The organism is Vibrio sp. B1FLJ16, from assembly GCF_905175385.1.
Lineage (GTDB): Bacteria > Pseudomonadota > Gammaproteobacteria > Enterobacterales > Vibrionaceae > Vibrio.
This window is the reverse complement of sequence record NZ_HG992749.1, coordinates 42,540-55,645: the sequence shown is the minus strand read 5'-3', so window position 1 is coordinate 55,645 and position 13,106 is coordinate 42,540. Positions and strand designations below refer to the sequence as shown.

The 13,106-nt window shown below is 46.7% G+C and carries 9 protein-coding genes and 5 tRNA genes; 2 read left to right on the top strand and 12 right to left on the bottom strand.

Features of this window, described 5'->3' with window-relative positions; all coding sequences use genetic code 11:
- Positions 1-31 precede the first annotated feature (31 nt).
- The 6 genes from KHN79_RS00275 to KHN79_RS00250 form a co-directional block, all read right to left on the bottom strand.
- A complete protein-coding gene (locus tag KHN79_RS00275; protein WP_182009935.1) occupies positions 32-1,039 on the bottom strand; it encodes a substrate-binding domain-containing protein in 1,008 nt (335 codons plus the stop codon).
- A gap of 157 nt (positions 1,040-1,196) precedes the next feature.
- On the bottom strand, positions 1,197-2,171 hold the full coding sequence (locus KHN79_RS00270; protein WP_182009936.1) for an SPOR domain-containing protein: 975 nt from the start codon (positions 2,169-2,171) through the stop codon (positions 1,197-1,199).
- Between the two features lie 156 nt (positions 2,172-2,327).
- Positions 2,328-3,272 carry an ABC transporter permease gene (locus KHN79_RS00265; RefSeq protein ID WP_182009937.1) on the bottom strand — a complete coding sequence of 315 codons (945 nt, stop codon included), beginning with the start codon at positions 3,270-3,272 and terminating at the stop codon, positions 2,328-2,330.
- Positions 3,273-3,274: 2 nt separating this feature from the next.
- The gene (locus tag KHN79_RS00260; protein ID WP_025502013.1) at positions 3,275-4,252 is read right to left on the bottom strand and encodes an ABC transporter permease; all 978 of its coding nucleotides are present in this window, start codon (positions 4,250-4,252) and stop codon (positions 3,275-3,277) included.
- A gap of 175 nt (positions 4,253-4,427) precedes the next feature.
- Positions 4,428-5,981 carry an ABC transporter substrate-binding protein gene (locus KHN79_RS00255; RefSeq protein WP_182009938.1) on the bottom strand — a complete coding sequence of 518 codons (1,554 nt, stop codon included), beginning with the start codon at positions 5,979-5,981 and terminating at the stop codon, positions 4,428-4,430.
- A gap of 87 nt (positions 5,982-6,068) precedes the next feature.
- Positions 6,069-7,784: an ABC transporter ATP-binding protein gene (locus KHN79_RS00250; RefSeq protein ID WP_182009939.1), complete on the bottom strand. Its 1,716-nt coding sequence runs from the start codon at positions 7,782-7,784 to the stop codon at positions 6,069-6,071.
- A gap of 693 nt (positions 7,785-8,477) precedes the next feature.
- Here KHN79_RS00250 and KHN79_RS00245 point away from each other — a divergent pair.
- Entirely contained in the window at positions 8,478-9,203 is a 726-nt protein-coding gene (locus tag KHN79_RS00245; protein ID WP_182009940.1) for an HAD family hydrolase, read from the top strand.
- Between the two features lie 446 nt (positions 9,204-9,649).
- Here KHN79_RS00245 and KHN79_RS00240 read toward each other — a convergent pair.
- The 5 genes from KHN79_RS00240 to KHN79_RS00220 all read right to left on the bottom strand — a co-directional run bounded on the left by KHN79_RS00240 (position 9,650) and on the right by KHN79_RS00220 (position 10,208).
- Positions 9,650-9,726: transfer RNA gene (locus tag KHN79_RS00240), tRNA-Pro, on the bottom strand.
- A gap of 24 nt (positions 9,727-9,750) precedes the next feature.
- Positions 9,751-9,826, bottom strand: a tRNA-His gene (locus KHN79_RS00235).
- Between the two features lie 48 nt (positions 9,827-9,874).
- A tRNA-Pro gene (locus KHN79_RS00230) sits at positions 9,875-9,951 on the bottom strand.
- A 71-nt stretch (positions 9,952-10,022) separates the two neighbouring features.
- A tRNA-His gene (locus KHN79_RS00225) sits at positions 10,023-10,098 on the bottom strand.
- A 33-nt stretch (positions 10,099-10,131) separates the two neighbouring features.
- Positions 10,132-10,208 (bottom strand) — tRNA-Arg (locus KHN79_RS00220).
- A 334-nt stretch (positions 10,209-10,542) separates the two neighbouring features.
- On the opposite strand from KHN79_RS00220, the gene KHN79_RS00215 reads away from it, so the two are divergent.
- Positions 10,543-10,956: a cytochrome c5 family protein gene (locus tag KHN79_RS00215; protein ID WP_182009941.1), complete on the top strand. Its 414-nt coding sequence runs from the start codon at positions 10,543-10,545 to the stop codon at positions 10,954-10,956.
- Positions 10,957-11,046: 90 nt separating this feature from the next.
- Here KHN79_RS00215 and rep read toward each other — a convergent pair whose 3' ends face one another.
- On the bottom strand, positions 11,047-13,062 hold the full coding sequence (gene rep / locus KHN79_RS00210) for a DNA helicase Rep (protein WP_182009942.1): 2,016 nt from the start codon (positions 13,060-13,062) through the stop codon (positions 11,047-11,049).
- Positions 13,063-13,106 lie beyond the last annotated feature (44 nt).

The following is a 13,106-nucleotide window of genomic DNA, read 5'->3' as shown; positions in this document are numbered from 1 at the left end:
ACACTCCGCTTTTCTTTAGCTTAGAAAGGAGTTACACACTCTCACCTGCCGTGATTTCATACCCCATGTCAACTACCTGCTCTGACTGGTCTTCGCCTTTGAGTCGCGCGATTAACAGTTCTGCACTCTTCTTGCCAATCTCAAAACGAGGCGTATCGACACTGGTCAGCTTCGGGCTGATTGTCTGGCCGATGTCCAACGCGTTATACCCAACTACCGCGAGCTGCTGAGGTATCTGAATGCCGCGCTGTTGAGCACTGAGTATGGTGCCGATAGCAATGTCATCGTTGGTACAGAACACACCATCCATATCGGGATAAATTTCCAGAGCTTGCGCTAAAAGCTCATGGGCCAGTGAATAACTGGAGTGTTCACCAGTCAGCACATGTTTTGATTCAAGACCCGCTTCTGCCATAGCTCGATCGTAACCTTGCATACGCAGCTTGGTACGGGTATCCAGACGCGCGCCAAAATAGACAATGGTTCGCTTGCCGGAATCTAACATACGCTTTACTGCGCTGTATGATGCATCTTCATGATCCAGACCAACCGCCATATCAATTGGCTGATCGGGCAGTTCCATGGTTTCTACAACGGGTATGCCCGCATTTTGGATCATCTGTAAGGTACGTGGGGTATGGTTGCTTTCAGTCAGGATCAGGCCATCAACCTGATAAGAAAGTAATGAGGCAATCTTGCGCTCTTCTTCCGCCACATCATAGCTAAAGTGAGCCAGAAGCGTCTCATAACCGTTAGCTTTAGTGACCATTTCTATGCCCTGAACAAAAGAGGCAAAAATCTGGTTGGACAGAGAAGGAAGTAAAATACCAATCGCTTTGCTGGAAGATTTGGACAGCATTGCCGGAGCACGGTTTTCGATATAACCCATCTCCTCAATAACTGCGGCAATTTTTACCCGAGTTTTTTCAGCAACGGATTCCGGATTACGCATATAGCGCGAGACCGTCATCTTTGTTACACCAACCTGGTCGGCGACATCCTGTAGTGTCGTGCGTGTCTTTTTATTATGTTGGGTCATAAGTGTGTGACTTGTTAATAATGTTACTAGTAACATTATGACCAATTGGCGATATTGTCACAAGCTTAGCGTACACATTCTCTGTCAGCTAACCAGATGTATTGCAGTCCCTTCCAGGCACCATTGTCCACCAGCATGCAGATAACGCGCACAATCATCACTTAACGCACAGCACATTCAGCAAAGAGGTCCCCGTTAGCTGGTTCGGTATGCGGTCAGCAAAAAGACCAATCTTATCTTTTCCCCAATACGGCAGTTGAAGCGGCCAACGATTCTTTTCCATCACCCCTGAGCTTCTCAGCGCTTTAAATTCATCATGGGTTACCAGAGACATACCTAACTGGTGACATATCTGACTGGCATCGTCGTAGTTAAGTCTATTCCAAGGTGTTCCATGTTCCATATAAAATTGGTTACGGTTCTCAACCAGATAAGGCACAACATAGGTTTTATCCTGTACCGAGGCTGTCAGACGTACGGTAATCGCATTATTGCCCTTCACTAATGGTTTAGATTCGGACTTTGTAGATGGCTTAGTGGTTGCCTGTGTGACGGCGGACTTCGTCTGTGCTTTTTTGGCGGGAACACTGATTACGTCAGCCGCAGGAGTAACAGCACTGGCAGGGGTTGTCGGCTTAGGACTTACGGCCTTAGCTTTAGGCGGGTTTGGTTTGACTTGCCTGGCATTGCTCTCTCCGACTACCCGGATAAACGCCTCTTTGTAATCTGGTAAGGTTTTAACTTCCCGTAAATCAGTAACTGCCTGACCTGCGTCTAGATATGGGCCAATCAGACAGCGGTAACCATTCTTTTCTGGCTTCATCCAGACATCGGTAGTTATTTTGATATACAGAGGTTTAGATTGTGCGACTGTCATCGGCTTTGGCAACAAACCACACTGAATCCAGTAGAATTCGCTGCCCTTAGGCGGCAGTTTCTTTCCCCATAACCCTTTGCCAATAGGACATGTCGACTCAAGCTTCGGGAGATCTTTATTACTGGACTGAACGGCATCACAAAGGAAATCGTCCGCCTTTACAGGGCTGGAAAACTGACTGAGTCCCAATAATAAACCCAGACTGAGGCTTAGTTGGATACGATGAGATGGGTATTGTGCCTTCTTCAATTCCATACGCTTCACTTTAAACTAGTAGGTAAGGTAATTATGACGACAAAGCGCCAAAAAACTGTGAACGAAGAATGACTTGCAAAAAAAGAGCCGAAAATTCATCCGGCTCTTAGTTTAGGAAGGATTTTAGTGAATTAACAACACTTAGTCGCTAAATTATTAACCTTTATACAGTTTTGGGTTAAATACATCACGCAACCAGTCACCCAGCAGGTTGATAACCAATACCAGTGTGACCAACACAATGCCAGGGAAAGCAGTAATCCACCATGCACCAGAGAAGATGTAATTAAAACCGATACTAATCAGTGCGCCCAGTGACGGCTGATCCACTGGCAGACCCAGACCTAAGAACGACAGCGCCGCCTCAGACATGATCGCATTCGCTACCTGTACTGTCGAAATAACCAGGATTGGCGACAGACAGTTCGGTAGGATGTGGCGGAACATGATACGTGGCGCTTTAAAGCCCATCACGCGTGCCGCTTCAACGTATTCCTTTTTCTTCTCTGCCAGTACCGATGCACGGATAGTACGTGCGTACTGTGGCCATTCTGCCACACCGATGATGACCACCAGCATCACTACCGCATATTGGCTGTAGAAATCACTGCCAAAGCTGGCCTTGAAAATCGCCGATACAATGATTGCTACCATCATGGTTGAGAACGACAACTGAACATCAGCAAAACGCATCAGGAAGCTGTCAATACGGCCACCAAAGTAACCTGCAGACAGACCAATGATGATACCCAGAACCAGCTGCAAACCTACGGCCAGGAAGCCGATAGTCAGTGACAAGCGCGAACCGTAAAGAATGGTCGATAAGATGTCACGACCTTGCTCATCCGTACCCAGAACAAAACGCTTGTCGCCGTCTTCCATCCATGAAGGTGGCAACTCTGAGTCCATGATGTCGATAGAAGTCAGGTCATACGGGTCAGTTGGTGCCAGAACTGGCGCAGCAAGTGCCAACACCAAAAACACCATAAACACCGTGAAACTCGCCATTGCCACTTTATCGCGCTTAAAGTAGTACAGGAAGTCCGAGTTTTTAAAGCGCTCCCATGCAGAAGGAGCAGCAGCTACATTAGATTGGCTCATGATTAAGCTCCTTTTCCAGTCAGGTTAACAGTCGGGTTGATGATGCCGTACAGCAAGTCAACGATGGTATTAGTTACCACGAAGATCAGACCAACAAAGATAACGTAAGCGGTGATCAGCGGTGTATCAACACGGTTAATCGCCTCGAGGAAAAGGAAACCGGTACCCGGCCACTGGAATACGGTTTCAGTCAGAATGGTGTAGGCCACCATGGTACCAATTTGCACACCACCCACTGTCAGTACTGGCAGCATGGTATTTTTCAGTGCATGTTGGTAATAAATCTTTTGTAAGTTCAGGCCTTTCGCTTTAGCGAACTTGATGTACTCAGAGCTCAGGACTTCCAGCATTTCTGAACGCACCAGACGGATAAACAGCGGTAACATGATAGAAGCCAGTGCGATACATGGCAGAATCAGGTGCTTGATACCGTCAATAGTGAAGAAGCCTGACTCCCAGCCGAGAATGTTAGCCGTCTCACCTCGCCCGTAGGAAGGCAGCCAGCCAAGTTCGATGGAGAAGACGTACATCAGCATGATTGCCGTCAGGAAGACAGGAATCGAAATACCGACACTACTCATCGCCATAACAAATTTGGTGAAAATACTTTTCGGGTGAATTGCGGAATACACCCCGAGTGGTATAGAGAAAACAATAATGATGAGCGTCGCGCCAAACACGAGCTCTAATGTCGCCACCAGCTTATCAAGAATAACCTCAACCGCCGGGCGCTTGAAAAAGTATGATGTACCTAAATCACCTTGTAGTGCATTACCGACAAAGCGAGTGTACTTTGTGATAAAGGGATCGTTCAGGCCCAGTTCATCACGCAGCGCTTGACGCTCCGACTCCGAAACCGACTGACCTACAAGCTCACGCAGCGGGTCACCCAGGTTGTCCTGAATGGCAAACGCCACCAAACTGATCACAAACATCACTATCAGTGCCTGAAACAGGCGCTTGACCAGAAACGAAAACATTCCTTGCCCCTTAACTATCCATAAATCTCTGTATACAGAGAGAAAATTCAGTCTTTAGACCAGCTCAATCCGACTGAAATAAAACTGAGCCAAGTGTTGAGTCCAAACAAAACTAGCTTGTTATGGCGCTCATGTAGGAGGGAGCGAACTCCCTCCTAAAAATTACTCAAGGTAATTATTCAACCACTAGGTCGCCAAAGTAAGGCATAACCATTGGGTTTACGATGTCTGCTGCTTTAACGTTAGACTTCGCGCCCCAAGCTTCACTTTGCCAGTGTAGCGGTACGAACGCTGCATCGTTGTAAAGCGTTGCTTCTACACCTTGAAGCATCTCTGCACGTTTCGCCGGATCCGTTTCAACGTTAGCCGCTTCTACTACTTTATCCATTTCTGGGTTTGAGTAGTGACCACAGTTGTACTGACCACGACCTGTCTCTTCGTTACGAGTCATAGTTAGGAACTCGTTGAAGTTCGCAGAATCTTCTGTGTCTGAGTGCCAGCCGATCATCAGCATGTCTGCTGAACACAAATCAAACTCAGGCCAGTATTGCGCTTTAGGCATAGTCTTCAGATCAACCTTGATGCCGATCTTAGACAGCATCGCCGCCGCTGCTTGTGCTACTTTCGCATCGTTCACGTAACGGTTGTTTGGCGCGATCATAGTCAGCGTGAAGCCTTTCTCGTAGCCCGCTTCTTTCATCAGCTCTTTTGCTTTCTTCAGATCGTAGCGAGGAACCAGTTTGTCATTGTGACCAACGTAGCCTGCTGGGCTTTGCTGACCAGCTGCCGTTGCGAAGCCTTTCATGATTTTCTTCACGATGCCTTCGTTGTTGATTGCGTGCACAATTGCCTGACGAACGCGAACATCTTTCAGCGCTTCATTGCTGTTTTGGTTCATTTGCAGCGTGATGATACGAGTACCTGGCAGAGTTACCAGATCGATGCCTTCTGCATCTTGTACACGTTTGTGATCGTTTGGCGCTACTGGGTGAATCATATCAACACCACCAGAAAGCAGAGCTGCAACGCGAGTCGCATCTTCTTTGATCGGTACCAGTGTAAGCTTGTCTACGTTACCTTTTGACGCTGTGTCCCAGTAATCGCTGAAACGTTCAAATTCAACTTTTACGCCCTGTTCACGTGATGTCACGATGAACGGACCAGTACCAGAAACGTGAGTTGATGCAAATGAGTTACCGTGCTTAACCAGCTCAGATTTGTCTTTGCCGTCTTCTGTCTTACCTGTGTAGAACTTGCTGTCCATCGGGAAGATGTAGGTTGCAGTTTGCAGAACCAGTGGGTATGGACCTTTAGTCACAAGCTCAATGGTGTTGTCGTCAACTTTAACGATTTTCTCGTACGGGTCGAAGATTGCTTTAAAATCCGGAGAGTTTTGCAGACGCTCAAATGTCCATACAACGTCATCTGCAGTCATTGTGTTACCAGAGTGGAACTTCACACCTTCACGCAGTTTGAAACGTACAGTTGTATCGTTAACACGCTCCCAGCTTTCTGCCAGGCGAGGTTCAAAATCCATTTCCTGAGTGAAGCGAACCAGTGGATCAAATACCATGTGTGACATTTGCAGAGTACCGCCAGACAGCTGCTCGTGCGGGTCAAGCGATACAGGGTCAGCAGCGTAGCCAACTTTAATGTCTGCAGCTAAAGCGTTAAAGCTAAGGCCAGCAGCCATTAGCGCCACTGCTAATTTGCTTTTCATGGTTTTCATTTGCATAACTCCTTCATGCTGGGATCTAAGTCCCTTGTTGTTGTGTTTGCGTTTTTATAGTCAAGATCAGCCAAGCGAAAACTTGGTTTATGCCGATTTGATATCTTCTCTTAGTCCGGTAAATTCCGGCATCAGAGAGATCAGTTTTTTGCTGTACTCATGTTGAGGAGCGGTAAACAGCTGCTCGGTCGGTGCAACTTCAAGTAGCGTACCCATCTGCATTACCCCCACTCGGTCACACATCTGACGAATAACTGGTAAATCGTGACTGATAAATAACATAGTCAAGTTCAGTTCACTTTGCAGATCTTTCAACAAGTTAAGAATCTGTGCCTGTACCGAAACGTCCAATGCCGACGTCGGCTCGTCACAGATTAAAAGACGAGGTCGCGTTGCCAGAGCGCGCGCGATAGAAATACGCTGACGCTGACCACCCGAGAATTCATGAGGGTATTTAAGACCAGCCATACGCCCCAATCCAACGTGATCAAGCAGGTCATTCACAATCTGACGTGTCTCTGCTTCGTTTTTAGTGAGCTTATGGAAACGGATTGGCTCTGCAATGATATCGGCCACCTTCATACGCGGGTTCATCGACGTATAAGGGTTCTGGAAAACCATCTGCATCTGACGGCGAACCGGACGACGCTCTTTCTCTGACTTCATCGCAGTCAAATCAAGGCCTTCAAATTTCACCTGGCCTGAGTTTGGCTCATACAGTCCGGCAATCACTCGCGCGATGGTTGATTTACCTGAACCAGACTCACCCACCAGGCCAAATGTTTCACCTTCGTGAACTTCAAAGCTAACGTTGTTCGACGCTTGAACGTACTCACGACGGCTTTCAAACAGAGAGTCCTTAGTGACAAATCGCAGATTAACGTTTTTCACATCCAATAAAGGACCGGTGTACTCACGCTGATCCTGGCTTTGACCCAGCCAGTGGGTCTTAATGTCTAGCGACTTCATTTCTGTCGCTTCTTCGATGTAGCTCACCAGAGGAAAACGCTCGAGCTTCACATCTGAACGCGGGACAGCTGAGATCAGGCTGCGAGTGTAAGGGTGATCCGGGTTACCCAGCACTTTAGCAGTAGGACCAAACTCAACCAGATCGCCACGGTACATAACCGCTACACGGTCAGTTACATTTGAAACCACACCCATGTCGTGCGTCACCAACATACAACCTACGTTGTTCTTGATACACAACTCACGGATAAGATTAAGGATTTGGTCCTGGATTGATACGTCCAGCGCCGTTGTTGGTTCATCGGCAATGATCAGATCTGGCTCACCCGCCAGAGCAATCGCAATAACCACACGCTGACGCATACCGCCAGAGAACTGGTGAGGATACTGTTTCAGACGGTTTTCCGGCTGAGGAATACCGACCTGCTGCATCAGAGAAAGTGCACGTTGATACGCTTCTTCGTCCGACACTTTCATATTGGCATGAATGGTTTCTTTCAGCTGCTGCTCAACCGTAAATAAAGGGTTGAGAGAGGTCATTGGGTCCTGGAAGATAAAACCAATCTTCGAGCCACGAACCTTACGCATTGCTTCTGGCGATAAGCCAGAAATCTTTTCTCCATCCAGGAATACGTCGCCACTGGCAACTCGACCTGGAGGACTAAGCAAATCAATAACAGCGTTACCAACGGTGGACTTACCCGCACCTGACTCGCCAACGACACCCACTATCTCGCCGCGCTCAATCTGGAACGACAATGATTTCACGGCTGCGTGAACACCGTGTCGGGATGGATACTCAATACGAAGGTTTTTCACTTCTAATAGTGACATTTCAGACCTCTACTGCCTTGTCTGTGGTATCGAATAACGCCGCAATAAAGGGGGCTATTCATCACCTGAATGAATCCGTTCAAATTCAGAATAATGCTCTGAAATTTAAATGCGGAGACAATGTGGCAAAAATCACACAAAAAAGCAACAATTAAAGTATATTACGCCATGAAAATGTTAATTCAACGCACATTAGGCGAATAAAAATGCATTAACAAGTATTTAACCACTTTCATATAAGCCTATTTTTGTGCGATATGCACCAATAAAAACAGAAAAATGCTCTAGTTTTATGCAAAACCCCGACATTAGCCATTGCAAAACTATTCACGCACAACCATTAACATTTAACAAACAATCTCTGGCACAAACTACGATAAACCAGAGTAAAGTACCAACTGATAGAATTAATTACAGATAAAAAACCAAAAATACAAATCATCAAGATAGATCGAAACGTGAGCAGATCGACATAATGACTCAATTTATTACTCTCGATGAGTTATTCGTTTATTAAGCGGTTTAACTGCCGTAACAAAAGCGCGATAGTTTGAGAATTTACCAAGGGAATAGAATGAGCAGATCAACAACGTGTAGGTCTTGAGGCTTTACGATGCTGTTGAGCGTGAGATAATAGGTTGACCAAGAGATCCCTCTCTAACCAGTAATTAAATATTGAATGAAGGAGCCCCAGTGCTTAAAGCGATTTTTTTTGATATGGATGAGACGTTATGTGGTACCTCTCAAGCCGATAAGGTGGCAGGACAAGAATTTGCGGCTTGGATTAAAACAACTTACCCACAACTGACAGATCCTGAAGCTTTCTTACAGCGCTACTTGCAGGGGGTATATAAAAAACTCAACGCAGAATTCCCTCAGCTTGTCGCCCTGCTGCCGAATGAAAATGCTTTTCGCTGCGGCCTGATAAAAACCATACTGGCAGAGCAAGGTATTGAGGTAAGTGCGGAAGAAGCTCAGCAGGCACAGAATTTTTTTGATTCTGCCCGTATGAACGCTTTTTCTTTCCTTCCTGGTGTTAAAGAGATGCTGGTTGAACTACGTCAGCACTACACTTTGGTCGTGATTACCAACGGTCCAATCTTCTCGCAACATCCGAAATTAGCCGCAACCAATATGAGTGAGTGGGTTGATCATATTATCGTCGGTGGTGAGGAGCCTGAAGAGAAGCCTGCAGCAAGTATCTTCCACAAGGCTCTCAGCTTAGCCGGCGTTAAACCACAAGAATCGCTTCATATCGGCGATTCTTTAGCTGCGGACATAGCGGGAGCAAACGATATGGATATTCTCAGCGTTTGGGTGAACCCGACAGGTTCAGAGAACCCAACAGCGATAGAACCAGACTACGAAGTAAGAAACACCGTCGAGTTAAAAGAAATACTCAAAACGCTCGCCCAATAGAAATACCAAGACCCCAGCTACTGCGCTGGGGTTTGTTTTATCGGCGCACAACACCTTTGGCTTTTGGGTTACTGGTGGTCAAAAACTCATTGACCTGTACGCACGCCAAAATTGCCTTTGTTTAGAATGCAAATAGGCCTCGATTTTTCTATCGCGGACGGCTAGTTGAGGCTTTCTAATAGTGGTCGCTGAAGAGCCAGAATTTGAACATCATGCGCCCCCCGCCCTTTTGGTCCGCTATGTTTCAAAGAAAGAGATGCACTACCAAGCTGCGCTATCCACAACCTACAGATGTAAAAAAGCCCCAGCTTTCGCTGAGGCTTTTTAATAGTGGTCGATGAAGAAGGATTCGGCGCGGCTGGGCTTCCAGACCCCGACCCTATTGTCCCAATTCTATGATTCAGAAAGCAAAAAACCTCATCATTTTTGATGAGGTTTTTTAATAGTGGTCGGTGAAGAGGGATTCGAACCCCCGACCCTCTGGTCCCAAACCAGATGCGCTACCAAGCTGCGCTATTCACCGAGCATATATTCTTTAAAGAAAGAATGGGGTGGCTAACGAGACTTGAACTCGCGACAACCGGAATCACAATCCGGGGCTCTACCAACTGAGCTATAGCCACCATCAAATTGTCATGTTTACCGCTTAGTGTAAGCCATAAACTAAATAGTGGTCGGTGAAGAGGGATTCGAACCCCCGACCCTCTGGTCCCAAACCAGATGCGCTACCAAGCTGCGCTATTCACCGACTAATGTTTTATCTCAACTTAATCAAGATAAGGAAGCAATGCTACCTTTTTCTCTCTTAAAAAGAAAGAATGGGGTGGCTAACGAGACTTGAACTCGCGACAACCGGAATCACAATCCGGGGCTCTACCAACTGAGCTATAGCCACCATTAATTTTTACCGATATATCCTCCAAGGCAATGGCGCGCCCGAAAGGATTCGAACCTTCGACCTTTGGCTCCGGAGGCCAACGCTCTATCCAGCTGAGCTACGGGCGCATGCCCTATCGGCGGAGTGGAATAATACGGATATCCCACTATGTCGTCTAGTACTTTTTTTACTTTTTTTATCGTTTGGTCTCTTTTTCGGCAGTTGTCTGCCTTTAAAGTGAATTTTTGATGTGATTCACGCCCTGTCATGGATAAGTTGTTGTTTAATGCAACAAGCGAACGGGATATAATCACTCATTATTTACATTGATTTAACAGCTGCAACCAAGTTGTCTAATCATTCTATGCCATTGAGGAGCGTTATCAGCCTCTTCAAGCGGCATCAATACTCTAACTATATAAATAGGTAAGTCACTTACCTCGGGAATGTGAAGTGGGTTTAATGGATATGTCTCGACAAATGATTAGCGTTTTGTTCGCTGCCTTAACGTTTTCTACGGCAGCTTTAGCTTCTGACATCAGCCAAAGTGAATACGATGCGATCGCAGAACGCATCAAACCTGTCGGTGATGTTTATCTAGCAGGCTCAGAGCCTGTAAAAGCTGAACCAACTGGTCCGCGTGATGGCGCAGCAGTTTACGGTACTTTTTGTATAGCTTGTCACGCCTCAGGTGTTAACGGCGCTCCAAAATCAGGTAATGGTGACGATTGGGCACCTCGTATTGCTCAAGGCAAGGACGTACTGGTCAAGCACGCACTTGAAGGCTTCAATGCGATGCCTGCTAAAGGCACCTGTATGGACTGTTCTGATGACGAGATCATCGCAGCGATCGATCACATGATTGAAGGCCTGTAATCAGATTTCAGCTGAATACGGAAAAAAGAAAGGCTTGCCAATGGCAAGCCTTTTTATTTGGTGTTCAGTTAAATGTCGTGTGAACCAACGTTACTTCTTAAACATGGAACGCAAGTTGGCTATGTGTGCCTGGCCTTTTGCCATTCGTTCTTCTTGAGATACCGGCTTTTTATTCACTTCCCATTCAACATCATCAAATGGAAGTTCATCAAGGAAGCGGCTTTGTGTTGGTTTGATCAACTCACCAAACTGACGGCGCTCTTTACACATAGTAAAGGTCAGTTCCCGCTGAGCACGGGTAATGCCCACGTACATCAAACGGCGTTCCTCCTCAACATTATCTTCATCAATACTGGTTTGGTGAGGCAATATGCCCTCTTCCGAGCCAATCAGATAAACATATGGAAATTCAAGACCTTTTGATGCGTGTAGCGTCATCAACTGAACCGCATCACTATCTTCGTCGTCTTCGCCGCGCTCCATCATGTCACGCAACGTCAGGCGCTGAACCACTTCTTTTAGGGTCTTTTCTTCTTGATCGTAATTGTCGCCTTCTAAATCAGCAACTATCCATGAATAGAGATCGGACACGTTCTTCATGCGCATTTCAGCCGCTTTTGGACTTGCTGAAGTTTCGTATAACCAGTCTTCGTAGTTAATATCACGAACCAGTGAACGTACCGCCGTTACTGTATCGCCTCTTTCTGCCTGATCGGCAATGGCGACTAACCATTGCATGAAGCGGCGTAAGTTTTCGAGACCACGGCCAGTTAGGTGCTGCTCCAGTCCCATTTCAAAACTGGCCTCAAACAGGCTCTTGCCACGCATGTTGGCGTAACTACCTAATTTTTCTAACGTTACCGGGCCAATTTCGCGTCGAGGAGTGTTTACGATACGCAGAAACGCGTTATCGTCATCCGGATTCACCAGTACCCGCAGGTACGCCATGATGTCCTTAATTTCTGCTCGAGCAAAAAACGATGTGCCGCCGGAGAGCTTATACGGCACTCGGTTTTGCATCAGAGATTTCTCAATCAAACGGGATTGATGGTTACCGCGATACAAAACCGCGTAGTCCCTGTAATCCGTCCGATTTAAGAACTTATGCGCAATCAATTCGCCCGTAACTCTTTCCGCCTCGTGCTCTTCATTTTTCGCCAGCAGCACCTTGAGTTTCTCACCGTCAGGGATCTCAGAGAACAGTGACTTCTCATACACGTGCGGGTTGTTAGCGATAAGAATATTGGCAGCACGCAGAATACGGCTGGTTGAGCGGTAGTTTTGCTCCAGTTTAATCAGGCGCAAGCTAGGATAGTCTTCACCGAGCAACACTAAGTTTTGCGGCTTGGCACCACGCCATGAATAAATCGATTGGTCATCATCACCAACCACAGTTAAACGTCCGCGCTCGCCCACAATCAGTTTTACCAGTTCGTACTGACTGGTATTAGTATCCTGGTATTCGTCCACCAACAGATAACGAATGCGGCTCTGCCAACGTTGGCGTGCTTCTTCATGGTTACGCAGGAGCAGCACCGGCATCAGGATCAAATCATCAAAGTCGAGCGCGTTGTACGCTTTCATCTGTTTCTGATACATCTCAAAACAGAACGCAAACAGCTCCTGCTGTTCACCTTTCGCCTGCGCTTTCGCCTGCTCTGGAGTGAGCATGTCATTCTTCCAGTTCGAGATACAACTGAGAAGCTGACGTAACAGATCTTTATCACCGTCGAGCTGCTTTTCGGTCAGTTCTTTTAGCAGAGCCAACTGGTCCTGGTCATCAAACAGGGAGAAGCCTGCTTTTAAGCCCAGCTGCTTATATTCTCGCTTGATGATGTTCAGACCCAAAGTATGAAATGTCGAGACCATTAACCCTTTGGACTCTGATTTACCGAGTGTCTGGCCCACGCGCTCTTTCATTTCGCGCGCAGCTTTATTAGTAAATGTCACCGCAGCGATGTTTCTTGCTTTGTAGCCACACTGCTGAACCAAATAAGCAATTTTATTGGTGATTACGCGAGTTTTACCCGAACCAGCCCCCGCCAGTACTAGACATGGACCAGATACATACTTAACGGCTTCATCTTGACTAGGGTTCAGCTTCATAGATTTTCTCTGCGGGTGATAAATGTGGCGCCTATGATAAAGGG

Excerpts from the sequence above, each read along its gene's own strand:
- KHN79_RS00250 (WP_182009939.1), bottom strand. The coding sequence starts at position 7,784 with ATGTCACTATTAGAAGTGAAAAACCTTCGTATTGAGTATCCATCCCGA.
- KHN79_RS00260 (WP_025502013.1), bottom strand. The coding sequence starts at position 4,252 with ATGTTTTCGTTTCTGGTCAAGCGCCTGTTTCAGGCACTGATAGTGATG.
- KHN79_RS00255 (WP_182009938.1), bottom strand. The coding sequence starts at position 5,981 with ATGAAAACCATGAAAAGCAAATTAGCAGTGGCGCTAATGGCTGCTGGC.
- rep (WP_182009942.1), bottom strand. The coding sequence starts at position 13,062 with ATGAAGCTGAACCCTAGTCAAGATGAAGCCGTTAAGTATGTATCTGGT.
- KHN79_RS00265 (WP_182009937.1), bottom strand. The coding sequence starts at position 3,272 with ATGAGCCAATCTAATGTAGCTGCTGCTCCTTCTGCATGGGAGCGCTTT.
- KHN79_RS00270 (WP_182009936.1), bottom strand. The coding sequence starts at position 2,171 with ATGGAATTGAAGAAGGCACAATACCCATCTCATCGTATCCAACTAAGC.
- KHN79_RS00275 (WP_182009935.1), bottom strand. The coding sequence starts at position 1,039 with ATGACCCAACATAATAAAAAGACACGCACGACACTACAGGATGTCGCC.
- KHN79_RS00215 (WP_182009941.1), top strand. The coding sequence starts at position 10,543 with ATGGATATGTCTCGACAAATGATTAGCGTTTTGTTCGCTGCCTTAACG.